The 25,510-nt window shown below is 65.4% G+C and carries 25 protein-coding genes; 8 read left to right on the plus strand and 17 right to left on the minus strand.

Annotated features, from left to right (window positions below; translation table 11 throughout):
• Positions 1-123 precede the first annotated feature (123 nt).
• Both ACE039_RS12275 and ACE039_RS12280 read left to right on the plus strand, forming a co-directional pair.
• Positions 124-501, plus strand: coding sequence for a hypothetical protein (locus tag ACE039_RS12275; protein WP_313461119.1), 378 nt, complete (start codon positions 124-126; stop codon positions 499-501).
• A 223-nt stretch (positions 502-724) separates the two neighbouring features.
• Entirely contained in the window at positions 725-1,282 is a 558-nt protein-coding gene (locus ACE039_RS12280) for a GNAT family N-acetyltransferase (protein ID WP_448712923.1), read from the plus strand.
• Between the two features lie 113 nt (positions 1,283-1,395).
• Here ACE039_RS12280 and ACE039_RS12285 read toward each other — a convergent pair whose 3' ends face one another.
• Positions 1,396-2,568, minus strand: a complete 1,173-nt coding sequence (locus ACE039_RS12285; RefSeq protein WP_105555311.1) for a vWA domain-containing protein — start codon at positions 2,566-2,568, stop codon at positions 1,396-1,398.
• 25 nt (positions 2,569-2,593) lie between these two features.
• Positions 2,594-3,475: an AAA family ATPase gene (locus tag ACE039_RS12290; protein WP_313461115.1), complete on the minus strand. Its 882-nt coding sequence runs from the start codon at positions 3,473-3,475 to the stop codon at positions 2,594-2,596.
• Positions 3,476-3,653: 178 nt separating this feature from the next.
• On the opposite strand from ACE039_RS12290, the gene ACE039_RS12295 reads away from it, so the two are divergent.
• Both ACE039_RS12295 and ACE039_RS12300 read left to right on the plus strand, forming a co-directional pair.
• Positions 3,654-4,007, plus strand: coding sequence for a c-type cytochrome (locus tag ACE039_RS12295; protein ID WP_006217806.1), 354 nt, complete (start codon positions 3,654-3,656; stop codon positions 4,005-4,007).
• 11 nt (positions 4,008-4,018) lie between these two features.
• Positions 4,019-4,381, plus strand: coding sequence for a c-type cytochrome (locus ACE039_RS12300; RefSeq protein ID WP_105555309.1), 363 nt, complete (start codon positions 4,019-4,021; stop codon positions 4,379-4,381).
• Between the two features lie 69 nt (positions 4,382-4,450).
• Here the strand turns inward: ACE039_RS12300 and ACE039_RS12305 are convergent, their stop codons facing one another.
• On the minus strand, positions 4,451-4,876 hold the full coding sequence (locus tag ACE039_RS12305; RefSeq protein WP_006223558.1) for a DUF1841 family protein: 426 nt from the start codon (positions 4,874-4,876) through the stop codon (positions 4,451-4,453).
• 250 nt (positions 4,877-5,126) lie between these two features.
• On the opposite strand from ACE039_RS12305, the gene icd reads away from it, so the two are divergent.
• Together icd and ACE039_RS12315 are read left to right on the plus strand one after the other, a co-directional pair.
• Positions 5,127-6,383: an NADP-dependent isocitrate dehydrogenase gene (gene icd / locus ACE039_RS12310; RefSeq protein ID WP_050447222.1), complete on the plus strand. Its 1,257-nt coding sequence runs from the start codon at positions 5,127-5,129 to the stop codon at positions 6,381-6,383.
• Positions 6,384-6,499: 116 nt separating this feature from the next.
• Positions 6,500-7,780 (plus strand): O-antigen ligase family protein, encoded by a 1,281-nt coding sequence (locus ACE039_RS12315; RefSeq protein ID WP_485822500.1) that lies wholly within the window; start codon positions 6,500-6,502, stop codon positions 7,778-7,780.
• A gap of 35 nt (positions 7,781-7,815) precedes the next feature.
• Here the strand turns inward: ACE039_RS12315 and ACE039_RS12320 are convergent, their stop codons facing one another.
• The 9 genes from ACE039_RS12320 to kdpF all read right to left on the minus strand — a co-directional run bounded on the left by ACE039_RS12320 (position 7,816) and on the right by kdpF (position 18,438).
• Positions 7,816-8,715 carry a 4-hydroxy-tetrahydrodipicolinate synthase family protein gene (locus tag ACE039_RS12320; protein WP_485822484.1) on the minus strand — a complete coding sequence of 300 codons (900 nt, stop codon included), beginning with the start codon at positions 8,713-8,715 and terminating at the stop codon, positions 7,816-7,818.
• 3 nt (positions 8,716-8,718) lie between these two features.
• Positions 8,719-9,054 (minus strand): hypothetical protein, encoded by a 336-nt coding sequence (locus ACE039_RS12325; protein WP_233213777.1) that lies wholly within the window; start codon positions 9,052-9,054, stop codon positions 8,719-8,721.
• 143 nt (positions 9,055-9,197) lie between these two features.
• Positions 9,198-9,968, minus strand: coding sequence for a TorF family putative porin (locus tag ACE039_RS12330; protein ID WP_485822485.1), 771 nt, complete (start codon positions 9,966-9,968; stop codon positions 9,198-9,200).
• 175 nt (positions 9,969-10,143) lie between these two features.
• On the minus strand, positions 10,144-10,836 hold the full coding sequence (gene kdpE, locus ACE039_RS12335; RefSeq protein ID WP_105555306.1) for a two-component system response regulator KdpE: 693 nt from the start codon (positions 10,834-10,836) through the stop codon (positions 10,144-10,146).
• Positions 10,837-10,848: 12 nt separating this feature from the next.
• A complete protein-coding gene (locus ACE039_RS12340) occupies positions 10,849-13,635 on the minus strand; it encodes a DUF4118 domain-containing protein (protein WP_485822486.1) in 2,787 nt (928 codons plus the stop codon).
• Between the two features lie 51 nt (positions 13,636-13,686).
• A complete protein-coding gene (gene kdpC / locus ACE039_RS12345; protein ID WP_448712935.1) occupies positions 13,687-14,307 on the minus strand; it encodes a potassium-transporting ATPase subunit KdpC in 621 nt (206 codons plus the stop codon).
• 58 nt (positions 14,308-14,365) lie between these two features.
• On the minus strand, positions 14,366-16,525 hold the full coding sequence (gene kdpB / locus ACE039_RS12350; RefSeq protein ID WP_485822487.1) for a potassium-transporting ATPase subunit KdpB: 2,160 nt from the start codon (positions 16,523-16,525) through the stop codon (positions 14,366-14,368).
• A 27-nt stretch (positions 16,526-16,552) separates the two neighbouring features.
• Positions 16,553-18,349 carry a potassium-transporting ATPase subunit KdpA gene (kdpA, locus tag ACE039_RS12355; RefSeq protein ID WP_485822488.1) on the minus strand — a complete coding sequence of 599 codons (1,797 nt, stop codon included), beginning with the start codon at positions 18,347-18,349 and terminating at the stop codon, positions 16,553-16,555.
• Entirely contained in the window at positions 18,349-18,438 is a 90-nt protein-coding gene (kdpF, locus tag ACE039_RS12360; RefSeq protein WP_039882847.1) for a K(+)-transporting ATPase subunit F, read from the minus strand. The genes kdpA and kdpF overlap by 1 nt, the downstream gene beginning before the upstream one ends.
• 917 nt (positions 18,439-19,355) lie before the next feature.
• Between kdpF and ACE039_RS12365 the strand changes: the two genes are divergently transcribed.
• Both ACE039_RS12365 and ACE039_RS12370 read left to right on the plus strand, forming a co-directional pair.
• Positions 19,356-19,640 carry a DUF4212 domain-containing protein gene (locus ACE039_RS12365; RefSeq protein WP_448712938.1) on the plus strand — a complete coding sequence of 95 codons (285 nt, stop codon included), beginning with the start codon at positions 19,356-19,358 and terminating at the stop codon, positions 19,638-19,640.
• A complete protein-coding gene (locus ACE039_RS12370; protein ID WP_448712939.1) occupies positions 19,640-21,730 on the plus strand; it encodes a sodium:solute symporter family protein in 2,091 nt (696 codons plus the stop codon). The genes ACE039_RS12365 and ACE039_RS12370 overlap by 1 nt, the downstream gene beginning before the upstream one ends.
• On the opposite strand, the gene ACE039_RS12375 is transcribed toward ACE039_RS12370, so the two are convergent.
• Genes ACE039_RS12375 through trxB form a run of 5 tightly spaced genes read right to left on the minus strand, consistent with a single transcriptional unit; the run spans position 21,727 to position 25,491 of the window.
• Positions 21,727-22,875 (minus strand): hypothetical protein, encoded by a 1,149-nt coding sequence (locus ACE039_RS12375; RefSeq protein ID WP_485822489.1) that lies wholly within the window; start codon positions 22,873-22,875, stop codon positions 21,727-21,729. The genes ACE039_RS12370 and ACE039_RS12375 overlap by 4 nt on opposite strands.
• Positions 22,862-23,554: a hypothetical protein gene (locus tag ACE039_RS12380; protein ID WP_485822490.1), complete on the minus strand. Its 693-nt coding sequence runs from the start codon at positions 23,552-23,554 to the stop codon at positions 22,862-22,864. The genes ACE039_RS12375 and ACE039_RS12380 overlap by 14 nt, the downstream gene beginning before the upstream one ends.
• On the minus strand, positions 23,551-23,880 hold the full coding sequence (locus tag ACE039_RS12385; RefSeq protein WP_183015318.1) for a DMT family transporter: 330 nt from the start codon (positions 23,878-23,880) through the stop codon (positions 23,551-23,553). The genes ACE039_RS12380 and ACE039_RS12385 overlap by 4 nt, the downstream gene beginning before the upstream one ends.
• Complete coding sequence (locus ACE039_RS12390) at positions 23,877-24,545, minus strand: Smr/MutS family protein (protein WP_485822491.1); 669 nt, start codon at positions 24,543-24,545, stop codon at positions 23,877-23,879. The genes ACE039_RS12385 and ACE039_RS12390 overlap by 4 nt, the downstream gene beginning before the upstream one ends.
• On the minus strand, positions 24,532-25,491 hold the full coding sequence (trxB, locus tag ACE039_RS12395; RefSeq protein ID WP_105555295.1) for a thioredoxin-disulfide reductase: 960 nt from the start codon (positions 25,489-25,491) through the stop codon (positions 24,532-24,534). Before trxB ends, ACE039_RS12390 begins: the two co-directional genes overlap by 14 nt.
• Between the last annotated feature and the right edge of the window lie 19 nt (positions 25,492-25,510).

Consider the following 25,510-nt stretch of genomic DNA (forward strand, 5'->3'; position numbering starts at 1 on the left):
CGCGACAGCCGTCTACCGGCTTCCCGTCCAACGCCAGACGCCGCCGCGAGCGCGGTGCCGGTGCTTGTCGTTCGCGCCTTCGCTGCCGGCATCCTGCCGGCGCATTTTTCGGAGGAACGACCCATGCTGACCGAGATCGTCACGCGTGCCTTGTCCCAATTGACCGGCAACGCCTTGAGCGGTGACGGGATCAAAGGGCAATTCCAGTACGCCTATGCCAGTGATGACGGCCAATTCGTGGCCATATTGACGCATGACATGACCACCTATGTGGTGGACCTGAGCACTCAACGGTATTTCGCGGAGTGCGGAGGTTCGCCCCGCGGGTTTGCCGGACATGTGCTGGAAATGGAAGGCGCCGCGGCGCGCAACCATCCCTGGCCGGCCGCCAACGACCTGTTTGACCTGGACATGGACGCCGACGAACTGTCGTGGCGCCAGTGTCCCGGCTTGCGTCGCGCGTCCGCCGCCCACCGATCTGTGGAGAGCCGCGCCGCCTGAGAGTGGCCAGAAGCGGCAGCAACTCACTGAACCGGCGAATTCGCCGGTTTTTTTTGGCACCCGTCCTAAGGAAAAACAGCCCCCTCGGGGGGCAGCGAGCCCACGAAGTGGGTGAAGCGTGGGGGCGTATTTTTCCGCCGGGCCGCCCCAAGGAAAAACAGCCCCCTCGGGGGGCAGCGAACCCACGAAGTGGGTGAAGCGTGGGGGCGTACAATCTTTCGTCATGAATTTGACCGCTGACTCCCTCGCGCCAGACGGCGCCATCCTGGTCGACTGTACGCATGAACGTCATGCGGATCAGATACTCGCGATCTTCAACGACGCCATCGCGACGTCTACCGCGCTGTACGACTACAAGCCGCGGCCGCGCGAAGCGATGCTAGGTTGGTTCCAGACCAAGCAGCAGGGGGGCTTTCCGGTGGTCGGGTTCGAAAACGCGGCGGGCGAACTGATGGCGTTTGCCAGCTATGGCACGTTCCGAGCCTGGCCGGCGTTCAAATACTCGGTAGAGCACTCGGTCTATGTGGACGGGCGGTTCCGGGGGATGGGCCTGGGCGAGGCCATGATGCGCGTTCTGATTGAACGGGCGCGCGCCAACCAGGTGCACGTGCTGGTCGGCGGCATCGACGCCTCGAACGAGGGCAGCATCCGCCTGCACGAGAAGCTGGGCTTCAAGCACTCCGGCACCATCAAGGAAGCCGGCTTCAAGTTCGGACGCTGGCTGGATCTGGCGTTTTATCAGCTGACACTGGATACGCCCGAACAGCCGGTGGACGGCTGAGGGCTGAAGACTGATTCGATGGCTTGCGCGCGGATCGGGCATGGATCGGGCGCGGACCTGGCGCGGACCGGGCCCGCGTTCTTGAGCCGCGCCTGCCGCACCATCCGGGGTGCCTACTTGGACAGGACGCGCATGGCCTGTTCAAGCCCGGCGACGGTGACCGGATACATGCGGTCTTGCATGATGTCGCGCATCAGCGCGATGGATTGCCGGTATTGCCAGGAGGCCGTGGGTTCGGGGTTCAGCCAGACCGATTTGGGCCAGGCGTCCAGTAGCCGCCGCATCCATTGCGCGCCGGGTTCCTTGTTGTAGTGTTCGACCGAGCCGCCGGGTTGCAGGATTTCGTACGGGCTCATGGTGGCGTCGCCAACGATGATCAGGCGCCAGTCCGGGTTGTACTTGCGCAGCACGTCCCAGGTGTCGAAACGTTCGTTCTGGCGCCGGCGGTTGCTTTGCCACAGGCTTTCGTAAGGGCAGTTGTGGAAATAATAGACTTCCAGATTGCGGAATTCGCTGCGCGCTGCCGAGAACAGTTCTTCCACCCGGCCGATGTGGTCGTCCATGCTGCCGCCCACGTCCAGCAACATCAGCACTTTCACGGTGTTGTGGCGTTCGGGCACCATGCGCAGGTCCAGATGGCCGGCGTTGCGCGCGGTGCTGGCGATGGTGTCGTCCAGGTCCAGCTCCAGCTCGGCCCCTTGGCGCGCGAAGCGGCGCAGTCTGCGTAGCGCCACCTTGAAGTTGCGCGTGCCCAGTTCGACCTGATCGTCGTAGTCCTTGAACTGCCGCATGTCCCAGACTTTGACCGCCGAGCGGTTGCCCGCCGAGGCGCCGCCCACGCGGATGCCCTCGGGGTGATAGCCGCCGTTGCCGAACGGCGAGGTGCCCCCGGTGCCGATCCATTTGCTGCCGCCCGCGTGGCGCTCTTTCTGCTCTTCCATGCGTTCCTTGAAGAGCTCCATCAGCTTGTCCCAGCCGTGCTTTTCGATCGCGGCCTTTTCTTCGGGCGACAGGCTCTTCTCGAACTGCTTGATCAGCCAGTCCAGTGGAATCTCTTTGCCGGCTGGCAAGGCGGCTTCGATGCCCTTGTAGTAGGCGCCGAAGGCCTTGTCGAAGCGATCGTAGAGCGACTCGTCCTTGACGAGCGTGGCGCGCGCCAGGAAGTAGAACTCGTCCAGCGTGGGCGCCATCAGGTCCTGGCGCAATGCGTCCACGAGGGTCAGGTATTCCTTGACCGAGACGGGCAGCTTGTGCGCCCGGAGGTGGTAGAAGAAATCGATCAGCATGTGCGGGCTGCCAGTCGCTGCAAGATCACCGGCGCTGGCCGCCGCGGGTCATGGCCGCGAGGCGTTCCAGCAGGTGCACGTCTTGCTCGTTTTTCAAGAGCGCGCCGGCCATCAGTGGCACGGCGGTGGCGGTGTGGGCGTCGATCTCGGCGGCGGTGGCGTCTTCGGCCAGCAGCAGGCGCAGCCAGTCCAGCAATTCGGAGGTGGACGGCTTTTTCTTCAGGCCCGGCGCGTCGCGCAGCGCGAAGAATGTGTCCAGCGCGGCACGCAGCACATCCTGCTTCAGGTGCGGGTAGTGCACGGCCACGATGTCGCGCATGGTCTCGCGGTCGGGGAAGCGGATGTAGTGGAAGAAGCAGCGGCGCAGGAAGGCGTCCGGCAGGTCTTTCTCGTTGTTGGACGTGATGATGACGAGCGGGCGGTGGCGCGCGGCGATGGTCTCGCGCGTTTCGTACACATGGAATTCCATGCGGTCCAATTCGCGCAGCAGGTCATTGGGAAATTCAATGTCGGCTTTGTCGATCTCGTCGATCAGCAGCACCACGGGTTCGTCGGCCTGGAAGGCCTGCCACAGGGTGCCTTGCACGATGTAGTTACGGATGTCGCGGACTTTTTCGTCGCCCAGTTGCGAGTCTCGCAGGCGCGACACCGCATCGTATTCGTACAGGCCCTGATGTGCCTTGGTCGTGGACTTGATGTGCCATTGCAGCAATGGCCGTCCCAGCGCCCGCGCCACTTCTTCCGCCAGCATGGTCTTGCCCGTGCCGGGTTCCCCCTTGATCAGCAGCGGCCGCTGCAGGGTCAGGGCGGCGTTGACGGCCAGCTTCAGGTCATCGGTGGCGACGTAGCTGTCGGTTCCGTTGAAGCGGGCGGGCGAGGTCGAAGAGGCGGATTGGGCTGCGGACATTGTCTGATGGCTTCCGAGGATTGACGGTGATCAATACCATCGTAAGGTATTAATCCTGAGCAATTATCGTACAATCAGGCGGTTTTGCAGTTGGGTTCGACCCGCAACGTGTTTGCAGGGGGCCTTTTCGTGTGATGCAGGCCCTAGTCCTTAAGCCATACCAAGAAGAGCCATTCCAATGAAGTTGCGAACCTCTCTGAAGTGCACGGTTTCCGTGTTGGCCGCGATGGCATCCTGTGCGATCGCCGGCCAGGCTGTTGCTGCTGACGCAGCGCCTGTCGGCAACATCCAGAACGCCCGCGACAAAGTTTCCATGTGCATCGGCTGCCACGGCATCGAAGGCTACAAGGCGACCTTTCCCGAGCTTTATCACGTGCCGATGATTGCTGGCCAGAACGCCAAATACATCGAGACCGCCCTTAACGAGTACAAGAAAGGCGCGCGCAGCCATCCCACGATGGACGCCATTGCCGGCAGCCTGTCCGACCAGGACATCGCCGACCTGGCCGCGTACTACTCGAATCTCAAATAAGGGGCAAAACCATGAACCGCACCATGCTTGCCCTTGCGGGCGCGACCCTGGCCATCGCGGGCACCGCCGCCCAGGCGCAGGATCTGGCGGCCGGGAAGGCCGTTTTCGACAAATTCAATTGCGCGTCCTGCCATGGCGCCGACGCCAAGACGGCGGTGGACCCGGCCTATCCGACGCTGGCCGGCCAGCACGCCGACTACCTGGCTCATGCCCTGAAGGCCTACAAGCGCGGCGCCTCCGGCAGCGCGGCCACGGCCAACGTGCGCAAGAACCCCATCATGGGCGCTTTCGCCACGCAGTTGTCCGATCAGGACATCTCGAACGTGTCGGCCTGGCTGGCGTCCCTGCCCAGCGACCTGGGCGTGCGCAAGTAGGCTTAGCCGACTTGGCCAACAAAAAACCCTCGGGGCTTTCCGAGGGTTTTTTTCATGGGGCCGGCGGCTTCAGAGGCTGGCGCGGCGGCGGATCAGGTCGATGTACGTGTCGCTGTCCATGGGCGTGCCCAGGCGCTGCGCTTCCCATACCACCTGTCCCAGGCATTCCATGATTTCGTGCGCGGCCTGGTGCGCGTCGGAGCGCGCGGTCAGCTGCTGGTAAGCACGGCGGATGCCCGGCGGATGGTCGATGGACAATTGCTCGGCGATCGCCAGGTGCATGGACAGATGCAGGAAGGGATTAGTGCGCCCCTTCTCCACGGCGTACTCCATGGTCATGGCATCCGGGCTTTCGAGGTCGCCGTGGTATTCGGGATGCTCGATGATCCAGTCCAGGGCCATGGCCTCAAGCGGCGTCAGCACCTCATTGGCGCGGTGCTTGCGCCAGGTATCGATAAAGAATTCGCGAACTTGGTCGCGGGAGGGATTGAACATCTGCGAGGGGGCGGAATACGGAGGGAAGACGGCTATTTTACCGCTCGGCCGCTCGCAGGCAAAAAAGCGCGCCTTCGGGGGCTTTTTTTCACCGCTCGGGGAGGGGTGGGGCCCGGCGGGCCCTTTGCGATATAGAATTGATCGGTATCCGCCATCCTGTGTGCGGTTCGCGAGGTCGGTCTCCCCGCGGAATCGGACGCTTTCCGATGCGGCGCGTGCAGAAAAACCACCCGGAGCAAATGGAGCATTCATGTCCTACCAACATATCAAGGTTCCCGCTGGCGGCCAGAAAATCACGGTCAACGCCGATTTCTCGCTGAATGTGCCTGAACAGCCCATCGTTCCCTTCATTGAAGGCGACGGCACGGGCGCAGATATCACCCCCGTCATGATCAAGGTCGTGGACGCGGCCGTGCAGAAAGCCTATGGCGGCAAGCGCAAGATCCACTGGATGGAAGTCTATGCCGGCGAAAAGGCCACCAAGGTCTACGGCCCGGACGTCTGGCTTCCCGATGAAACCCTGGAAGTCGTCAAAGACTACGTGGTGTCCATCAAGGGCCCGCTGACGACCCCGGTCGGCGGCGGCATCCGTTCGCTGAACGTGGCGTTGCGCCAGCAACTGGACCTGTACGTCTGCCTGCGCCCGGTGGCGTACTTCAAGGGCGTGCCGTCCCCGGTGCGTGAACCCGAGAAGACCAACATGGTGATCTTCCGCGAGAACTCGGAAGACATCTATGCCGGTATCGAATACATGGCCGAAAGCGAGCAGGCCAAGGAACTGATCCAGTTCCTGCAGACCAAGCTTGGCGTGAAGAAGATCCGTTTCCCGAACACGTCCTCCATCGGCATCAAGCCGGTGTCGCGTGAAGGCACCGAACGCCTGGTGCGCAAGGCCGCCCAGTATGTCATCGACAACGACCGCACGTCGCTGACGCTGGTGCACAAGGGCAACATCATGAAATTCACGGAAGGGGGTTTCCGTGATTGGGGCTACGAATTGCTGCAAAAGGAATTCGGCGCCCAACTGATTGATGGCGGCCCGTGGTGCAAGTTCAAGAATCCGAGGACGGGCCGCGAGATCATCGTCAAGGACGTGATCGCCGACGCCTTCCTGCAGCAGATCCTGCTGCGCCCGGCCGAATACGACGTGATCGCGACGCTGAACCTGAACGGCGACTACATTTCCGACGCGCTGGCCGCGCAAGTGGGCGGCATCGGCATCGCGCCGGGCGCCAACCTGTCGGATTCGGTCGCCATGTTCGAAGCCACCCACGGTACGGCGCCAAAGTACGCCGGCAAGGACTACGTGAACCCGGGTTCCGAAATCCTGTCGGCGGAAATGATGCTGCGTCACATGGGCTGGACCGAAGCGGCCGACCTGATCATCTCCAGCATGGAGAAGTCCATCCTGTCCAAGAAGGTGACGTACGATTTTGCCCGCCTGCTGGAAGGTGCGACCCAGGTGTCGTGCTCGGGCTTTGGCCAGGTCATGATCGAAAACATGTAGTTTGCGGCCTCGCCGCATGTCCGCAGAACCCGCCCGCCGTCATGGCTGGCGGGTTTTGTGCAAATGATGAGCATGAGGCCTGTCATGCATGCTCCGTTTCAACCAGGTTGATCGTTGTGCCCCGACTGTATGTTTCTCTGACCTCGTTCCTTGTGCTGTTGGTCCCCGCATTGGCCTTGACGAGCCCAGTAGGAGGCCCGGCGGTCCTTTATCTTGCGGGGCTGATCTCGTTGGCCGCCCTGGCAGGCAACGCGGTCAAGCATTACGAACCGATGAATTTTCGGGCGATGTGGCCCATGTCGCTAGCGCTGCTGCTGCCACTGGTGTGTCTGGTGGCCACGTTTGCGGTGCGCGGCGTGTGGAGCAATTCCGAACTGGAGAAATTGCTTCGGTTTGCCCTGGCGGTGCCGGTACTTTGGTTGTTGCTACGCGCGCCGCAGCGATGGCTCAAACACGTGCAATGGAGCATCTTGGCGGGAGCGGTTGCGGGTTCGGTGCTGCTTATCGTCACCTTGAAGACCGTGGGGCGCGGTGGAATGATCGATGTCGGCGGGCGATACAACGCCGTGTCATTTGCGAACATGACGCTGCTGCTTGGCATGATGACGTTGTTGTCGATGGGTTGGGGCGCCTGTACGCGCTGGCCCCGCGCCGAGATGGCCGTGAAGCTGGCGGCAGCCACGCTGACGGTGTATGCCACCTGGGTATCTGAAACACGCAGCAGTTGGATGCTGTTGCCGATTGTGGCGCTGATCTTCATGCTGGGCCTGCGCGACTGGAACCGCAAGCACAAGGTTTATTGCGCGCTGGGTGTGACCGCGGTGCTGGCCATAAGCGCCGCCACCATCTGGACCTACAGTACCCGCATGCAGGACATCGCGAAAGATTTACAGGGTTTTTCGACATCCGCGAATCGGGATACGTCATTCGGCACCCGGCTGCAATTGTGGCAGGCGTCGATCATGATGTTCGAGAAAAGCCCGATCGTTGGCGTGGGACCTAGCAAGTTCCGTGATGAATTGCTGGAATTGGAGTCCAAGGGTGTGGTGACGCGCCAAGTCATCGAAGGCTATGGCGAACCCCACAACGATCTGCTGGCCGCGTTGTCCGGTTACGGGCTGCTGGGCCTGATCAGTATCCTGACGCTATACCTGTTGCCGGCGACCATCTTCTTCCGGCGGCTGGCCAGCGACGACCGGGTGATACGAGTGGGGGCGCAACTGGGGCTGCTGTTCTGTCTGGGCTTTTGCGCCTTCAGCCTGACCGAAATGATGTTCCGCAACATGCGCAGCGTGCCCAACTATTCGCTCATCGTCGTGACCTTGATTGCGTTGACGACGCCTCGTTTGCCGCGTGCGGTCGGGGCCGACCAGGCCCCGGTTTCGCGCCCTGGTTAATTGGTCTGGTTAATTGGTCTGGTTAAGCGGTCTGGTTAAGCGGTCTGCAGCCGGCTGGGCGACGCCTGGACGGCACTCATGGCGCGTTGCAGCCGCGAGGTGAGTTCCCGGCTTGCCGGCATCATGGGCATGCGCAACTCGTCGGCGATCAGCCCCTGCAACGACAGGGCGCGCTTGAGCGGCGCCGGATTGGGTTCGGCGAACAGCAGTCGAATCAGGCCGCGCAAGGGCTCGAACAGTTCGCGCGCGGCCTCGGCGTGGCCATCGCGCGCCAGCTGCATGACTTCGACGTAGCGTTCGGGATACAGATGCGCCGCGGCCGGGATGGCGCCGCGGCCGCCGGCCAGCCAGTGGTCCAGCAGCGCCAGGTCTTCGCCGCATAGCGCGTGCAGCTTGCCGCGCGCGTTCAAGGTGGCCAGTACCGACGGATTGCATTCCTTGACGGCCGTGAAGTTGGGCAAGAGCGCCAGCGTCTCCATGGTTTCGACGGTCATGGTGACGCCCGTCCGCTTGGGGATGTTGTACAGGATGATGGGGCGTTCGGTGGCCCAGGCGATCTGACGGTAGTGCCAGAGAATGCCGGGCTGCGACGGGCCCAGATAATAGGGCGGTGGCACCAGATAGCCGGCGGGCGCGTACTTGTCCAGCCGGCGGATGGCGGTGGCGACGCCGCGCGTATCGACGCCGCCTGCGCCGAACACCAGCGGCAACGCATGCGCGTCGCTGGCGATGGCCTCGATCATGTCGGTCTTCTCCGACAGGCTCAGCAGATTGCCCTCGCCGGTGGAGCCGAACAGGACCAGGCCCGCGATGCCGGCATTGCGGTAGTAGCGGGCCAGCGCCTGCGCGGCGTCCAGGTCCACATAGCCGCCACGCAGTGGCGTGATCATCGGCAACCAGATGCCGTCGAAAACCGTTTTGGCTGGCATGTCCATGGCTTATTGCACCGTGACTGCGGACGCGGGGCGCACCGGGCCGAATTCTGCTTGGGGCAGGCCGCGCATGATCGCTTGCATCAAGCCATCGAGTTCGCCTCGGGCGCATTGCAGTTGCAGGACGCTCTGGGCATGGGCGTGGTCCACCGACAGCAGGTACACGCCGATGCGGTCGCCCAGTTCTCGATGCAGCGCCAGGCGGACCTTCAAGGCGTCCAGCGTGTCGATCCTGACTGTCAGGGCCACCCTGTCGGACTGCGGCAAGGGCGCCAAGGGCAGGGAAGCGGCCGGGGAATGGTCGGGGGAAACGTGGCTGCGGCGATCCAGTCGGGGAATCATGGCGGTGAGGCGGGCGGTGCGCGGTAAGGCGCGATCCGCGGTTCCGGTTGGTTGATGACGATTCCACTATAGGAACCGCACCGTAAATCCTGCCGATAAAAGCAGGCGCGGCGCGTAAAAAACGCGTCAACGCCCCGGGCTGTTCAGAAGGTCTTGGTCATTGACAGCAGGCCGGTCGCGCGGCCCATGTCGCGTCCGCGTGTGTTGGTGTAGACGGCGCGGTCCGCATTGGTGTCAAGGTAGGCCAGCGAGACCGACAGGCCCTGGCCGAAGTCCTTCGTCAGACCGAGCTTCCAATCGGTGTAGGTGCCGTTGTCGACGTTGCGCACGACCTGGCGGCCCACATGCGCGTTGACTACGAGGCCCCAGACGCCGGTATCGATATTGCCGGAAAGGTCGAAATACTGGCTGTACTTGCTGTCGGCGAAACCAAACAGATTGGTCAGGGCAATGGAGTACTTGAACATCACCGGGCCATAGCCAATGCCGGCGTATAGCTCGGTGGTGTCGGGGCTGGTGTAGCCGGACGGGTAGTCGCCGGGATAGTAGTACTGCAAGACGCCCAGGTCGACGGGCACGTTGTCGGTCAGGTTGCCCTTGTAGCCGCCGTAGAAGTCCATTTCCACGGGCGCGGAGACCTCGCTGTTGGTGTCGCCAAGCCAGCTGATACTGGAATTCCAGTTGCCCAGGTAGAAGCCGCTGGCATGCGCCAGGTCGAAGCCGCCCTGGACGGCGGGCTTGTTGTTCGACTGCATCAGGCCGCGGTAGCGGTACTGGCTGGCCAGCGTGACGTTGGCGCTCAGGCTGAAGTCGGAGGCGGCGGTGGCGGGGGCAGCGGCGGCCGGCGTGTCGCTGGCGTGAGCGGTGGCGCCCAGGGTCAATAAAAGCAGTGCGGCCAGGGGATGGCGGGACATGGGATGCTCCGGTTGTTGAACGGGATCGCAACAATAGGAGGATCGGCATAAAGCCCGAGACAAGACTCTCGCCATCCGCGTATCGGCCGTGTAAAGGCCGCGTGAGGCCGCGTGAGGGGCGTGTAATGCGACGTACCACGTACCACGTGCCAACGCGGCACGGATGGCGCGGAATTCAGCCCGCGAAGCGGTAGCCCACGCCGATTTCGGTCAACAGGTAGACGGGCTGGGCAGGATCGGCTTCGAGCTTCTGGCGCAAATGGCCCATGTAGATCCGCAGGTAGTGGTTGCTTTCCACGTGGGAGGGGCCCCAGACCTCGCGCAGCAGTTCGCGATGCGTCATGACCTTGCCGCGGTGCGCCAAGAGCGCGGCAAGCAGACGGTATTCCATGGCCGTCAGATGCACGTGCTGGCCGGCGCGTTCGACGACGCGCTTGGAGAAGTCGACGCGCACGTCGCCAAAGGCGATCTCGGCCGCGTTGCCTGCGCCGCCTCGCGCATGCCGGCGCAGCAGCACGCGCAACCGGGCCAGCAGTTCGCTGACGCCGAACGGCTTGGTCAGGTAATCGTCGGCGCCCGCATCCAGCGCGGCCACCTTGTCGGCTTCGGCGCTGCGGGCCGACAGCACCAGCACGGGCACTTCGGTCCAGCCGCGCAGTTCCCGGATCAGGGTCATGCCGTCTTCGTCGGGCAGGCCCAGGTCCAGCACGATGGCATCGGGTTGGCGGGTGCCGGCTTCGATCAGGCCGCGCTTGACGGTGTCGGCCTCGTGCACGGCGCACCCCTCGCTTTCCAACGCCTGGCGGACGAAGCGCCGGATGTTGGCGTCATCTTCAATGATCAGGACGGTAGGCTGGTAGTCGAACATGCGGATGGCCGGTCAAAGGGTTTCGGGTTGAATCGCGGGCGGCGTGCCCAGCGGCAGGCTGAAGACGAATTGCGCGCCAGAGGCCAGCCCTGGCGTGTGTTCGACCCAGATGCGGCCATGGTGGGCCGAGATGATGGCTTCGCAAACGGCCAGGCCCAGTCCGACGCCGGGCGTGGCCGACTCCCGTTCGCCACGCGTGAATTTTTCGAAGATGCGGCGTTCGGCGCCTGGCGCGACGCCGGGGCCGTTGTCGCTGACGGCCACGCGCAGTTCTTCTTCGTGCACGGCGGCGTGAATGCGCAGCGTGCTGCCCGGAGGCGTGTACTTGGCCGCGTTCTCAAGCAGGTTGCACAGCACGCGTTCGATCAGCACGCCGTCGCATTCCACCAGCGGCAACTGCGACAGGCTATCCACGGCGACGTGGTGGCCTGCCAGGGGTTCACGCATGGCGGCCAACGACGCGCCCACCAGTTCTTCGATGGACTGCCATTCCAGGCGCAACGGCGTGTCGCGGCTTTGCAGCCGCGCCATGTCGAGCAGGTTGACGACCAGCGCGTGCATGCGCTGCGCCTGGTCGCGCATGGCGCGCACGGTGTCTTGCACATCGGGGGGCAACGCCGCCTGTTGGCGGGTCAAGGTGTCGGTCATGCCGATCAGGCTGGTCAACGGCGTGCGCAGGTCGTGTGAAACCGCCGCCAGCAGCGAGTTGCGCAGCCGTTCCGATTCCATACTGACCAGCGCTTGCTGCGCGACTTCCACGTAATGCAGCCGTTCCAGCGCAATGGCGATCAGTGTCGCGTAGGCCTCGATCTGCCGCCGGGAATCCGGATGGGTGAACAGGCTGCGGCGCGGTGCCGCCAACGCCAGCACGCCGCGCGTGCGCATGGGCGCTTTCAACGGCAGGTACAGCAGGTCGCTGTTGGACAGCGTTGGCGTGCCTGCGCCCGCGGGCTGGCCATGGTCATAGACCCATTGGGCCAGCGCCGATTCCAGGGGCGGCATGTCGTCGGCAGCGGGCGAGGCCAGCTTCAGCCGGTCGTCCAGGCCCAGGATGTACAGCGCGCACCGCGAGCCGAAGGTGGCGTGGACGAAGGCGCCGGCCGACGCCACGATCTGCTCGGGCAGCAACGCGGACGACAGCTCCCGCGCGAATTCGTACAGGCTGCGTGCATCGGCCTCGCGCTTGACCGACACCTGCGCCTGCAGGCGCAGCCCGGCCGTCAGTTGCCCGATCAGCAGGCCCACCGTCAGCAGCACGGCGAAGGTCAGCAGGTATTGCACGTCGGAAACGGCGAACGAGGCCAGCGGCTGCACGAAGAAAAAATCGAACAATCCCACGCTGACGACGGACGCCAGCGCGGCGGGACCGCGTCCGTGACGCAGCGCCACGCCCATGACCGCCAGCAGGAACAGCATGACGATGTTGGTCTGGTGCAGCGCGGGAAACGCCAGCATCGACAGCCCGGTGGCGGCCGCGCAATAGCACAGCGCCCAGGCGTAGCCGGCAAGCGGCCGGCCATTGCGTTCATCGGCGCCCAGGCCGGCGCGGCGTCCCAGCGTGAGGGGGTTGCGGCCGGGGGCCGCGCTGGCCGGAAGCGGCGGGGCCCCTAGCCGGATGATGTCGATTTCGGGGCAGCCGGCGGCCAGCATGTCGGCAAAACTGTGCCGGCGCCATAGCCAGCCCGGCGTAATGGCTGCGGTCAGCAGGGCCGACACCGACAGGCGCAGGCGTTGCAGGCCGGTAGCGCGCGTGCGGCCGACGATGGCTTTGGTGATGTTGTGCCGGCGCACGTAGCGCACCACGGCATCGACCATGTCGCCGCCTGCCAGCGTTTCGGTGCGCGCGCCCAGTGAATCCGCCAAGGCCAGGCTACGCTGCATGCGGTCTTGCTCGGCCTGTGGCGTGGGCGCCGCGCGCGGAGTATCGATGGTGACGACATGCAGGTCGCACTCCAGCTGCTGGCTTAACCGGTGCGCGCTGCGAATGACGTATTCGGCGTCGATGTCCGGGCCGACGCAGGCGACCACGGCCTCGCGGGTGCGCCAGACGGGTTCGATGGCGCGGTCACGCCGGTAGGCCTGGACGTCATCGTCGACGTGGTCGGCGGTGCGGCGCAGCGCCAGTTCGCGCAGGGCGATGAGATTGCCCTTGCGGAAGAAATTGCGGGTGGCGTGCCGGGCCTGTTCGGGCAGGTAGACCTTGCCCTCCTTCAGCCGCCGCAGCAGTTCGTCGGCCGACAGGTCCACCAGGATGACCTCGTCGGCGGCATCGAACACCTCGTCCGGCACGGTTTCCCAGACACGCACGCCGGTGATGCTGCTCACGGCGTCGTTCAGGCTGTCCAGATGCTGCACGTTCAGCGTGGTCCAGACGTCGATGCCGGCCGACAGCAATTCCTGGATGTCTTGCCAGCGCTTGGCGTGGCGGGAGCCGGGCGCGTTCGAGTGCGCCAGTTCGTCCACCAGCACCAGGCCGGGCCGCGCCGCCAGGGCGCCGTCCAGGTCGAATTCCTTCAGGACATGGCCGCGGTACGCGACTTCCTTCAGCGGCAGGACCGCCAGGCCGTCCAGCAGGCTGGCGGTTTCACGGCGGCCATGGGTCTCGACGATGCCGGCCAGCACGCTGACCCCTTGCGCGGCCTGCGCCCGAGCCGCGACCAGCATGGCGTAGGTCTTGCCCACGCCGGCCGACGACCCGAAGTACACGCGCAGCTTGCCGCGCACCGCCTGGCGCGCGGCGTCGTCCAAGGTCTTCAAGAGCGCGTCGGGGTCGGGACGCTCGCCAGCAATGTCAGCCATGAACGCGCAAGGGTGGGGTGGGGAAAGCTGGCAATACTATACGCTGCGTCATCAACGCGCCGTGCCCAGTTGGTCCAGCGCCAGGTTCAGCATCAGCACATTGACGACCGGGTCGCCCAGCACGCCCAGCCAGGGCTTTTGGGTATTGGCCTGGATCAGGGCGTCGACCTGCGCACGCGGCAACTGGCGGGCGCGGGCCACCCGGGCCGCCTGGTAGCTTGCCGCGGCCGGGCTGATGTGCGGATCCAGCCCGCTGCCCGACGCCGTGATCAGGTCCACCGGCACCGGCGTGGGGTTTTCCGGGTCGGCCGCCTTCAGGGCCGCGATGCGGGCCTGGATGGCTTCGGCCAGCGCGGGGTTGCGCGGACCCAGGTTCGACCCGCCGGAAGCGGCCGCGTTGTACGGCATCGGCGCGGTGGCCGAAGGGCGGCCCCAGAAGTACTGCGGCGATGTGAAAGACTGGCCGATCAGTTCCGAACCAACGACCTTGTCCCCCTGTTTGATCAGCGAACCCGCCGCTTCGTGCGGGAACACGGCGGCGGCCACGCCGCGCGTCAGGAAGGGGTAGGCCAGGCCGGTCACCAGGGTCAAGGCGGCGAAGACGACCAGCGCCGGCCGCAGGATGCCGCCCGGGCGAGGCAGGGCGGGAGCAGATTGCGTTGCGTGTTTCATGATGGATTCCTATTTTTCGGGGTGGGGCATGGCGTAGCGGTCGGGCTTGAGGCCGGGCCTACGCCCAGCCCAGCGCGGCCAGCACCATGTCGACCAGCTTGATGCCCACGAACGGCACCAGCAGGCCGCCCAGGCCGTAGACGAGCAGGTTGCGTCGCAGCAGCACGGAAGCGCCCAGCGGCCGGTAGCGCACGCCCTTGAGCGCCAGCGGGATCAGCACCACGATGATCAGCGCGTTGAAGATCACGGCCGACAGGATGGCCGAGGCCGGCGTGGCCAGGCCCATGATGTTCAGCACGTTGAGCTGCGGATAGACCGTGGCGAACGCGGCCGGGATGATGGCGAAGTACTTGGCCACATCGTTGGCCACGCTGAACGTGGTCAGCGCACCGCGGGTCATCAGCATCTGCTTGCCGATTTCGACGATCTCGATCAGCTTGGTGGGGTTGGAGTCCAGGTCCACCATGTTGCCGGCCTCTTTCGCGGCCTGCGTGCCCGAGTTCATCGCCACCGCCACGTCGGCCTGCGCCAGCGCGGGAGCGTCGTTGGTGCCGTCGCCGGTCATCGCCACCAGCCGGCCTTCGGCCTGGTAGGCGCGGATCAGCTTCAGCTTGGCCTCGGGCGTGGCTTCCGCCAGGAAGTCGTCCACGCCGGCTTCGGCGGCGATGGAGGCCGCCGTCAGCTTGTTGTCGCCCGTGATCATCACGGTCTTGATGCCCATGCGGCGCAACTCGGCAAAGCGCGACTGGATGCCGGGCTTGACGATGTCCTTCAGTTCCACCACGCCAAGCGCGCGGTTGCCGTCGCTGACCATCAGCGGCGTGCTGCCGCGGCGGGCCACGTCTTCGGCCAGGCGCACGACCTGCTCGGGCACGGTGGCCGCTTGCTCGGCCAGCCAGGCCTGGATGGCGTCGACCGCGCCCTTGCGGATCAGGCGGTCGCCCAGGTTCACGCCGCTCATGCGCGACTGCGCCGTGAAGGGCACGAATTCGACGCCGGCCATGGCGGGCGCCGGCGCATGGAGGGTCTTGTCGGCCAACGCCACGATGCTGCGGCCTTCCGGCGTTTCGTCGGCCAGCGAGGCCAGGCGGGCCGCGTCGGCCAGTTCGCGCGGCGACACGCCCGGCGCGGGCAGGAACGTGGAAGCCTGGCGGTTGCCGAACGTGATGGTGCCGGTCTTGTCCAGCAGCAGCACATCGACGTCGCCGGCGGCTTCCACCGCGCGGCCCGACGTGGCGATGACGTTGGCGCTCATCATGCGGCTCATGCCCGCCACGCCGATGGCCGAAAGCAGGCCGCCGATGGTGGTGGGGATCAGGCACACCAGCAGCGCCACCAGCACGGTCACCGTGACCGCCGAACCGCCGCCGGCCGCGGTGACCGCGTAGATCGAGAACGGCATCAAGGTCACGACCACCAGCAGGAACACCACGGTCAGGCCGACCAGCAGGATGGTCAGCGCCAGTTCGTTCGGGGTCTTCTGGCGCTTGGCGCCTTCCACCATGGCGATCATGCGGTCCAGGAAGCTCTCGCCGGGATCGGCCGCGATGCGTACGAAGATCCAGTCGGACAGCACGCGCGTTCCGCCCGTGACCGACGAGAAGTCGCCGCCGGACTCGCGAATGACAGGCGCGGATTCACCCGTGATGGCGCTTTCGTCCACCGAGGCGACGCCCGCGATCACCTGGCCGTCGCCCGGGATGGTCTCGCCCGCTTCGACCAGCACCACGTCGTCGCGCCGCAGCAGGCCCGAGGGCTGGCTGACAGCTTGCTCGCGCCATTGCCCGGGCTGCGCGTCGCGGATGTCCGCGTCGCGGAAGTTCTTCAGCAGCCGGGCGTTGATGGTGGTGCGCAGGCCGCGCAACGTCGCCGCCTGCTGCTTGCCGCGACCTTCGGCCAAGGCTTCGGCGAAGTTGGCGAACAGCACCGTGAACCACAGCCATACGGAGATGGCCAGGATGAAGCCGGCGGGGGCTTCGGCCTGGCCGCGCAAGGCCACGACCCACAACAGCGTCGTCAGGATGCTGCCGACGTAGACGACGAACATCACGGGGTTCTTCAACTGCGCGGCGGGCGAGAGCTTGCGCAGGCTGTCCAGCACGGCGGGCCCGACCAGCGAGCGCGACCACATGCCGAAAGGACGGTCTTGCGAGGCTGCTTCGGGCGCGCGGGCGGCACCGCCGCCGGCGCTGGTTGTTGGCATTTCAATCTTGGCCATTTTCTTTCCTAGCCTGTTGTGTTGCATTCAAGGTTGCAGGTGTTCGGCGACGGGGCCCAGGGCCAGGGCGGGCACATAGGTCAAGGCGCCCACCAGTAGCACGGCGCCGATCAGCAGCACCACGAAGAGGGGGCCGGTCGTGGGCATGCTGCCGGGGCCGGCGGGCAGCCGGCGCTTGGCCGCCAGCGACCCGGCCATCGCCATCACGGCGACGATCACGGCGAAGCGGCCGAACCACATGGCGATGCCCAGCAACACGTTGTAGAAGGGCGTGTTGGCGGACAGCCCGGCGAACGCACTGCCGTTGTTGTTGGCGGCCGAGGACAGCGCGTAGAGGATTTCCGAGAAGCCATGGATGCCGGGGTTCAGCACGCCGGCCTGGCCGGCCGACACGGAGACGGCCAGCGCAGTGCCGCCCAGCACCAGCAGCGGCGTGGCCAGGATGACGATGGACACCATCTTCATGTCGTGCGCCTCGATCTTCTTGCCCAGGTATTCCGGGGTGCGGCCAATCATCAGGCCGGCGATGAAGACCGCGAGGATGGCGAAGGCCAGCATGCCGTATAGCCCTGACCCCACGCCGCCGTAGACCACTTCACCCAACTGCATCAGCAGCATCGGCGACAGCCCGCCCATGGCGGTCAGGGAATCGTGCATGCCGTTGACCGCGCCGCAGGATGCGGCCGTGGTGATGACGGCGAAGAGCGACGTGGCGGCGATGCCGAAGCGCGTTTCCTTGCCTTCCATGTTGCCGCCCGGCGAGAACGCGGTCATGGCGCTGTCGGCGCCGGCCTGCGCGGCCATGGGGTTGGGCTGCTGTTCAAAGTAGGCGGTGCCCAGCGCGAAGACCGCGAACAGCACGGTCATCGCCGCCAGGATCGCGATGCCTTGGCGCCGGCTGCCCACCATCTCGCCGAAGGCGAAGCACAGCGAGGCGGGAATCATCAGGATGGCCAGCATCTCGAGGAAGTTCGTCAGCGGCGTCGCGTTCTCGAATGGATGCGCCGAGTTGGCGTTGAAGAAGCCGCCGCCATTGGTACCCAGCAGCTTGATGGCTTCTTGCGAGGCCACCGGGCCCATCGCCAGCGTTTGCGTCGACGTGACGGCGGGGGCGGTCACGGGCTGGCCGTTGGCGTCCAGCACCGGTTGACCCTGGCTGTCCACGCGCGGCTGGTCATAGTGCAGGGCTTCAACGGTCTGCACGTCCTGGTAGGGGCTGAAGTTCTGAATCACGCCCTGGCTGACCAGCGCCAGTGCCAGTACGAAGGACAGCGGCAGCAGCACATACAGTGTGCAGCGGACGATGTCGGTCCAGAAATTGCCGACGGTGGCGGAACAGTGACGCGCCAAGCCGCGAATCAGCGCGAACAGCACGGCGATGCCGGTGGCGGCCGAAAAGAAGTTCTGCACCGTCAGCGCCAGCATCTGCGTCAGGTAGCTCATCGTGGCTTCGCCGCCATAGCCCTGCCAGTTCGTATTGCTGACAAAGCTGATGGCGGTGTTCAGGGCCGAGTCCGGCGTCACGGCGCCCATCCCTGCCGGGTTCAGCGGCAGCATGCCCTGGACCCGCTGCAGGCCGTAAACCACCAGGATGCCGATGATGTTGAAGGCCAGCACGGCCACGGTGTAGCGCTTCCAGCCCATCTCGGCTTGTGGGTCGATGCCCGCAAGCCGGTAGATGCCGCGCTCGAACGGGCGGCCCCAGGCGGTCAGCCGGGATTGCCCGTTTTCCATGGCGATGCGGATGTAGCGCCCGAGCAGGGGCGCGATCGCAAGCAGGACTGCCAGGTACAGGACCAGCAGTCCGACGAATTCGGCGGTCATCAGAATTTCTCCGGTTTGAACAGGGCGACCAGCAGATACACGAACAGCAGCGCGGCGGTCAGGCCGCTGATCCAATAGAGCCAGTTCATGACGGCTCTCCCGTAGACAGGGCTTCGCAGAACCGCAGCAGGGCGGCAATCAGCCCGGCCATGACGGCGAAGACGGCGATATAGATGGCATCCACGTTTTTCCTCCCGGGAGCGCGGCTCCCTTCGAACGACGGGCCTGCGCGGCAATAGCGGATGCGCGCCGGGCAGGCCAGGTGACCAATCAGGACACCGGCAGGTTACGGAGCGGGGGGTAAAAACGGGATATAGGTTGGGGAGGGGGGTGTAAACAAGAAATAAAGAGCCCCCACGCTGCGCTCGCTTTGCGAGCTTGCTGCCCCCGAGGGGGCTGCGCCGCCTTGGGGCGGCCCGGCGGTGGCGCGGCTATTTTTCTCGGGTCTGGGGCGTTCTTCTTAAGACTGTGCGGTTCTTTTTTTACGGCTGGCTATACCTGAAGGCTCTGTGGCGTTCTTGTACGCACCGGGCTTGCTTGTGGCGCAACTCGGGGGCTAGCCCGATTGCGGGCCGCGCCCGATTCCGGGCATGGTGCGGTGGCGGGCGTCATATTTCGGGATGGGACGGATTTCTGAATTTGGCTCAATTCGGGCTTTTTGGCCAAAAAATCCCAATATTTAGAACTTTGTCGTCAAATTGCACTGTTGTGGTGCATGGAATATGTAAATGAATGCTCCGTCTTAGGGCATTCCCCTAGTGTGGCATTCCCGCACTTGGTGCAGAATCTCTTCCCATGCAGGTGAGGAGACAAAGCCCTGCATGGGCAAATACCGGCGGCACCGGTACATAAAAAAAAGTAAAGCAGTACTCAAAAAAGCAAAACGCACAACGGCTGGCACCAGGCAGTGCCAGCCGTTGTCGCATAAAAAGCCTGGATTTCATCCGCAGGGGCTTTTCAGACGCAGCGTTTCGCGCTATCCAGGTAGGGTCTCTACATCCTAGCTATGCCCGAACCCCGCGCTCCGACCTCCAAGCCCGTTTCCCTTCCGTATTGGCGCCGCAACTTGCGGCTGATCCTGTTGCTGCTTGCTGTTTGGGCGGCGCTGACGTTTGTTCCCGCCTTATTTGCCCGCAGCCTGACCTTCGATTTCATCGGCTGGCCGTTTGCCTTCTGGATGGCGGCCTACGGCGCGCCGTTGGCCTACCTGATCATCGTCGGCGTATACGCCCGCGTCATGAACCGGGCCGATGAGCGGGCCGAGGCCGACGCCGCCGGCGGGGATCGCTGATGCCGTTTTTCACCGGAGACACCCCCCAGCAATTCCGGATCCGCCTGCGCCGCATCTACGTGCTTTACACCGCCGGCTTCGCGCTGATGATTCTGTTGATGGCGCTGGCCGAGATCCTGGGGATGCCGCGCAACTGGATCGGCTATGTCTTCCTGTTGGTCACCGTCAGCCTGTACGCCGGCATCGGCATCGTGTGCCGGACCTCGGACCAGGTCGAATACTACGTGGCCGGACGGCGCGTGCCCGCCATCTACAACGGCATGGCCACGGCCGCCGACTGGATGTCGGTGGCGTCCTTCATCGGGGTCGCGGGCACGCTGTACCTGACCGGTTACGGCGGGCTGGCCTACATCATGGGCTGGACTGGCGGTTACGTGCTGGTGGCGATGCTGCTGGCCCCGTATCTGCGGCGTTTCGGCCAGTACACCATCCCCGACTTCATGGGCGCGCGCTACGGCGGCAACATGCCGCGGCTGGCGGGCGTGGCCTGCGCCATCTTGTGCTCATTCACTTATCTGGTGGCCCAGATTTACGGCGTGGGCATTATCACCACGCGCATGACCGGCATTTCGTTTGAACTCGGCATCTTCGTGGCGCTGGGCGGCATGCTGGTCTGCTCGTTCCTGGGCGGCATGCGCGCGGTGACGTGGACGCAGGTGGGGCAGTACATCATCCTGGTCATCGCCTATCTGGTGCCGGTGGTGTGGCTGTCCGTCAAGCACACCAACATGCCCGTGCCGCAGTTGTCGGCCGGCGTGGTGCTGCAGCAGGTGACCGAGAAAGAGATCTACCTGCAGAACGACCCTTCCGAAATCGAAGTGCGCCGGCTTTGGCAGCAGCACGCCGACCAGATGGCGCAGCGCGTGCAGGCGCTGCCGGAATCCTGGACGCTGGAAAAGGACAAGCTGCGCAGCCGCCTGGCCCAACTGAACGCCAGCGACGCGCCAATGGTCGAGATCCGTTCCGCCGAGCGCGAGCTGGCCGCCTATCCGTCCAGCGTGGAGGACGCACGCGTGGTCTGGTCGCAAGCGCGCGCGACCTTCGAGGCCCGGGCGGCCCCGCCCACGCCACACGCCGAGCCATTCCCGGCCAAAGATCCGGAAGAGCGGCGCAACATGCGCATCAATTTCCTGGCGCTGGTGCTTTGCCTGATGCTAGGGACGGCGGGGATGCCGCATATCCTGATGCGCTCATACACCACGCCCTCGGTGATCGAGGCGCGCAAATCGGTGTGCTGGTCGCTGCTGTTCATCCTGCTGCTGTATTTCATGGCGCCTGCGCTGGCCCTGCTGGTCAAGTACGAGGTCTATACGCAGGTGGTCGGCTCGAATTTCCTGAGCCTGCCCAATTGGGTGCACGCCTGGAGCGCGGTGGATGCCAATCTGCTGGACGTCACCGACATCAACCGCGACGGCGTCGTGCAATTAAGCGAGATCAGCATGGGCGCCGATGTGGTCGTGCTGGCCATGCCCGAGATCGGCGGGCTGCCGTATGTGATTTCAGGGCTGGTCGCGGCGGGCGGGCTGGCGGCCGCGCTGTCCACCGCCGACGGTCTGCTGCTGACCTTGTCCAATTCGCTGTCGCATGACATGTGGTACCGGATGGTGTCGCCGCGCATGTCGGCCGCGCGCCGGGTGATGGTGTCGAAAATCCTGCTGCTGGTGGTGGCGTTTGGCGCGGCGTGGGTCGCCGCGCGCAAGCCCGCGGACATCCTCTTCATGGTGTCCGCTGCGTTCTCGTTCGCCGCCTCGTCGTTCTTCCCTGCGCTGGTGATGGGGGTGTTCTGGCGGCGCGCCAACAAATGGGGCGCCACCCTGGGCATGGCCGCCGGCCTGGCCGCGACCTTCGCCTACATGACGCACACGCATCCTTGGCTGCGCGAGTGGGTGCTGGGCATTTCGCGCACGCAGCCGGTAGACCTGTGGTGGGGGATCCAGCCTATTGCGGCCGGCATATTCGGGGCGCCCGTCGCGTTCCTGACCATCATCGTGGTGTCGTTGCTGACGCCGCCGCCCGACCGGGCGACGCTGGCGCTGGTGGATTATCTGCGCCACCCGGCGGCTCCCCGGCCGCCAGCCGAAAACGCCTAAGGCGTTCCGCAGGCGTCGGCCGTGCGGTTTGCGGGGTCGGTGCAGGCGGCCCACGCCGCGCGGGGCAGGGCTTGCAGCAAGGTAAAGATCTGGCCGGGCGCCCATAGCCATTGCACGCCGCCCGGCGTCTGGCCGGCCGCGTCCCAGATGCGCTGCTTCTGCTCGGCCGTCAGGGCGAATTGGCTGCCGTTGCCGCTGTTGCCGCTGTTGCCTTTGGCCAGCACCTGGGCGGGGTCACGCTTGGCGGCATAGACGTCGTGGTCGCCGTTGTCGGGCCTGGGCCGCACGATGGCCCAGTCATAGTGGTAGGAATCCAGCGCGGGCGGTTGCCACGCGGGGCCGGGCAACACCAGCACGGCGTATTCGCTTGGGACCTCGCGATAGGGCAATCCCAAGGTTTGCACACCGTCGGTCCAGCCGGTCTTTTGACGGGCATGGCGCTGCGTCCGGCGCCCCTGGCCATCGTACGTGTCGACCTGGGACGCCTCGCCGGAGGCGTCCTGATAGGTGATGACGCGCTGCAGCCGGCCCGTTGCGTCATGCACATAGCGGGTGATCGGCTGGGACGGTGCGGCGCAATCGTTGGCGCCCAGCTCGGCCAGCCAGCCGTGTTCGTCATAGCGCAGGCAGTAGCGTACCGGCGGGTTCGGGCGGCCATCGGCCGCGCGGGAGCGCTCTTCATATCCGGTCAGCCGGTCACCATCGCCATAGTAGTAGCGGGTTTCCGCGTCGGGTGCCGGCAGGGCGGCCTTGCCGGCTTCGCGAGCGGCATCCACGACACTGGCGCTGTAGCGCGCGATGCCGCACAGATGCCGACGGCCGTTGGCGCCGGTCTCGAACCGCAGCATCGTGACGCCGATGCGTGCATCCGGGGCGGCGGCATACACCGACCAGTCGACGCGTTCCGCCCAGACGACAGGCCGGGCCCGCGCGCCGGTTTCCACGGTGACGGCGGTTTGCCAGGAAGGAATGCGCGAACCGTCCAGCGCCAGCAAGGTATGGGTGCCGTCCAGCGCGATGTCCGCCACCAGGGTCTGGCGCTGCGCCGATGCCGCCAGCGGTTCGCACAGGGCGCTGGCCAGCCCGGGCGCCAGCGACAGGGCCGTCAGCGCAAGCAGGCGCAGGGCGGATTCAGCGCGCGGCATTGTGCAGGTAGACGATCAGCCCCCACAGTTCGCTGCTGACGCCGCCCAGGCGCAGCGCGCCGTCGCGGGTATCCATCAGCAGGAACGGGTAGGCGTTGCGTTCCAGCTTGCCGGGAGGCGGCAGCCGGTACGGCGTAAAGTGTTTGTCCGACAGCAGGTAGGTATTGGTCATGTCGCCTACGTCCACGTGCAGGTACCAGACGGTCAGATCCGCAACCTTCAGCGCCGGGTCGGATTCCGGGTACAGGCCGCCCTGGCCGGCGGGGATGCCGCTGTCCAGCACGCCGAGGAACACGGTGCGCGGGCCGGTCTGCGGGAAATAGGCGCCGTCGCCGCCTCGCAGGGCGAAACTCTGGCGGATGAACGCGGCCCCGCGTGAACCGGGCACCACCGTGCGGGCGAACAGGGCGTCCAGCTCGGCGTCGGACAGCGCGCGCGGCGACGCGGAAAAGCGGTCCAGGTCCTGTTTGAAATCCGTCAGCCAGGCTCGGTAGCGGACAAGTTCCGCGGCGCGGTCGAACCCCGCCGCCCAGGCGTTGCCGGCCGGCAGCAAGCCCAGGCCGCCCACGCCCAGCCAGGCCACGCAAAACCAGGCCGCGCACCATCTGGCCGCGCACCACCTGGCCGCCGGCCAGCGGCGGACCCCGGACACGGCCGGCGGTTCGGTGCGGCGGCTCAATGCGAGACGGATTTGGAGAACACGTTCATCACCACCACGCCGGCGATGATGAGGCCAATGCCGATCAGCGCGGGCGTGTCCAGGTGTTGTTTGAACAGCACGGCGCCCACGATCGATATCAGCACGATGCCCACGCCGGACCAGATGGCGTAGGCGATGCCCACCGGGATCTCGCGCAGCGTCAGCGACAGGAAATAGAACGAGATCAGGTAGCCCGTCACCGTGATCAGCGACGGCACCAGGCGGGTGAAGCCCTCGGAGCCCTTGAGGGCGCTGGTGGCGAAGATCTCGGCGATGATCGCCACGCCCAGGTAGAGCCATTTCATTTGCGCATTCCTTCGGATTGCCGCAGCAGCACCAGCAGCGCGCCTGCGCCGCCTTCGCGCTCGGGCGCTTCGGAAAACGCCAGGACTTCGTTCTTTTGCACCAGCCAGGTGCGCGCCTTGTCTTTCAGCACCGGCTCCAGCCCTTGCGAACCATAGCCCTTGCCATGCACGACGCGAACGCAGCGGATGCCGTGTTCCTGGCATTCGTCCAGGAAAGACAGCAGCGCGTGGCGGGCCTGTTCGACGCGCAAGCCGTGCAGATCCAGTTCGGCGCCCGCGCGCCATTGGCCGCGCCGCAGGTTGCGGGCCGTGTCGGGCGCGGCGTCGCTGCGCACGAAGGCCGTGCCGCCCTCGGACAACAGGTGCGTGATTTCGCCGCCGTCGGACACGCCGGCGTCCGCGCGGGACGGGGCTTCGCCCAGCGCGTTGGCGCGGCGCAGCGCCGGGGCGGGTTCCGCCACCGGCTTGTGCTCGACCCGGGCGTCCGCCTTGATCGGCGTGACGGACTTCATCGTGCGTCGGAAAGCGGCCATGTCATCCATGGGGGGGCTTTCCGGCTTCTTCAGCACCGCGACCCGCTTGGCCAGCGCTTCGCGCTCGCGCTCGGCCTGCAGGTCTTTCTTCAGGCGTTTCAGGTCGGCCTGGCCGACCTTACTGCCCCGCATTCTCCAACCACCGTTGAGCGTCCAGGGCAGCCATGCAACCCGTGCCGGCGCTGGTGATGGCCTGGCGATAGACGTGATCCTGGACGTCGCCCGCGGCGAACACGCCCGGAACGGAAGTCATCGTGGCCATGCCGGACAGGCCGCTCTTGGTGACGATGTAGCCGTCCTTCATTTCCAGCTGGCCCTGGAAGATTTCCGTGTTCGGCTGGTGGCCAATGGCGATGAAGGCGCCGGTGACGGCCATGTCTTCGGTGACGCCAGTGTCCACGTGGCGAACGCGCACGCCGGTTACACCGCTGTCGTCGCCCAGCACTTCTTCAAGCGTGTGGAACGTCTTCAGCGCCATGTTGCCGTTCTCGACCTTGGCCATCATCTTGTCGACCAGGATCGGTTCGGCGCGGAATTTGTCGCGGCGGTGGATCAGGGTGACCTTGCGGCAGATGTTCGACAGGTACAGGGCTTCTTCGACGGCGGTGTTGCCGCCGCCGACCACGACCACGTCCTGGTTGCGGTAGAAGAAGCCGTCGCACGTGGCGCAGCCGGACACGCCGCGGCCCATGAAAGACTGCTCGGACGGCAGGCCCAGGTACTTGGCCGAAGCGCCGGTAGCGATGATAAGGGCGTCGCAGGTGTAGATCTTGCCGGTGTCGCCGGTCAGCGTGAACGGGCGCTTGGACAAGTCGACCTTCGCGATGTGGTCGAACAGCATCTCGGTGTTGAAGCGTTCGGCGTGCTTCTGGAAGCGCTGCATCAGGTCCGGACCCTGCACGCCATCCGCGTCGGCCGGCCAATTGTCGACATCCGTGGTGGTCATGAGCTGGCCGCCTTGGGCCAGACCTGTAACAAGAACAGGGCTCAGATTGGCGCGTGCCGCATAGACGGCCGCCGTGTAACCGGCAGGGCCGGAACCGAGTATCAAAACTTTAGCGTGCGTGGGCGTGGACATGGGCGGGTATCTTTAGGTT

The sequence above is a fragment of the Achromobacter maghribensis genome (genome assembly GCF_057334215.1).

What these genes read in the sequence shown, in the direction of transcription:
- icd (WP_050447222.1), top strand. Translation starts at nt 5,127, where the DNA reads ATGTCCTACCAACATATCAAGGTTCCCGCTGGCGGCCAGAAAATCACG.
- ACE039_RS12295 (WP_006217806.1), top strand. Translation starts at nt 3,654, where the DNA reads ATGAAGTTGCGAACCTCTCTGAAGTGCACGGTTTCCGTGTTGGCCGCG.
- ACE039_RS12370 (WP_448712939.1), top strand. Translation starts at nt 19,640, where the DNA reads ATGCCGTTTTTCACCGGAGACACCCCCCAGCAATTCCGGATCCGCCTG.
- ACE039_RS12300 (WP_105555309.1), top strand. Translation starts at nt 4,019, where the DNA reads ATGAACCGCACCATGCTTGCCCTTGCGGGCGCGACCCTGGCCATCGCG.
- ACE039_RS12280 (WP_448712923.1), top strand. Translation starts at nt 725, where the DNA reads ATGAATTTGACCGCTGACTCCCTCGCGCCAGACGGCGCCATCCTGGTC.
- trxB (WP_105555295.1), bottom strand. Translation starts at nt 25,491, where the DNA reads ATGTCCACGCCCACGCACGCTAAAGTTTTGATACTCGGTTCCGGCCCT.
- ACE039_RS12365 (WP_448712938.1), top strand. Translation starts at nt 19,356, where the DNA reads ATGCCCGAACCCCGCGCTCCGACCTCCAAGCCCGTTTCCCTTCCGTAT.
- kdpA (WP_485822488.1), bottom strand. Translation starts at nt 18,349, where the DNA reads ATGACCGCCGAATTCGTCGGACTGCTGGTCCTGTACCTGGCAGTCCTG.
- ACE039_RS12290 (WP_313461115.1), bottom strand. Translation starts at nt 3,475, where the DNA reads ATGTCCGCAGCCCAATCCGCCTCTTCGACCTCGCCCGCCCGCTTCAAC.
- ACE039_RS12320 (WP_485822484.1), bottom strand. Translation starts at nt 8,715, where the DNA reads ATGGACATGCCAGCCAAAACGGTTTTCGACGGCATCTGGTTGCCGATG.
- ACE039_RS12340 (WP_485822486.1), bottom strand. Translation starts at nt 13,635, where the DNA reads ATGGCTGACATTGCTGGCGAGCGTCCCGACCCCGACGCGCTCTTGAAG.
- ACE039_RS12275 (WP_313461119.1), top strand. Translation starts at nt 124, where the DNA reads ATGCTGACCGAGATCGTCACGCGTGCCTTGTCCCAATTGACCGGCAAC.
- ACE039_RS12285 (WP_105555311.1), bottom strand. Translation starts at nt 2,568, where the DNA reads ATGCTGATCGATTTCTTCTACCACCTCCGGGCGCACAAGCTGCCCGTC.
- ACE039_RS12330 (WP_485822485.1), bottom strand. Translation starts at nt 9,968, where the DNA reads ATGTCCCGCCATCCCCTGGCCGCACTGCTTTTATTGACCCTGGGCGCC.
- kdpC (WP_448712935.1), bottom strand. Translation starts at nt 14,307, where the DNA reads ATGAAACACGCAACGCAATCTGCTCCCGCCCTGCCTCGCCCGGGCGGC.
- ACE039_RS12325 (WP_233213777.1), bottom strand. Translation starts at nt 9,054, where the DNA reads ATGATTCCCCGACTGGATCGCCGCAGCCACGTTTCCCCCGACCATTCC.
- ACE039_RS12375 (WP_485822489.1), bottom strand. Translation starts at nt 22,875, where the DNA reads ATGCCGCGCGCTGAATCCGCCCTGCGCCTGCTTGCGCTGACGGCCCTG.
- ACE039_RS12385 (WP_183015318.1), bottom strand. Translation starts at nt 23,880, where the DNA reads ATGAAATGGCTCTACCTGGGCGTGGCGATCATCGCCGAGATCTTCGCC.
- kdpE (WP_105555306.1), bottom strand. Translation starts at nt 10,836, where the DNA reads ATGTTCGACTACCAGCCTACCGTCCTGATCATTGAAGATGACGCCAAC.
- ACE039_RS12390 (WP_485822491.1), bottom strand. Translation starts at nt 24,545, where the DNA reads ATGCGGGGCAGTAAGGTCGGCCAGGCCGACCTGAAACGCCTGAAGAAA.
- ACE039_RS12305 (WP_006223558.1), bottom strand. Translation starts at nt 4,876, where the DNA reads ATGTTCAATCCCTCCCGCGACCAAGTTCGCGAATTCTTTATCGATACC.
- kdpB (WP_485822487.1), bottom strand. Translation starts at nt 16,525, where the DNA reads ATGGCCAAGATTGAAATGCCAACAACCAGCGCCGGCGGCGGTGCCGCC.
- kdpF (WP_039882847.1), bottom strand. Translation starts at nt 18,438, where the DNA reads ATGAACTGGCTCTATTGGATCAGCGGCCTGACCGCCGCGCTGCTGTTC.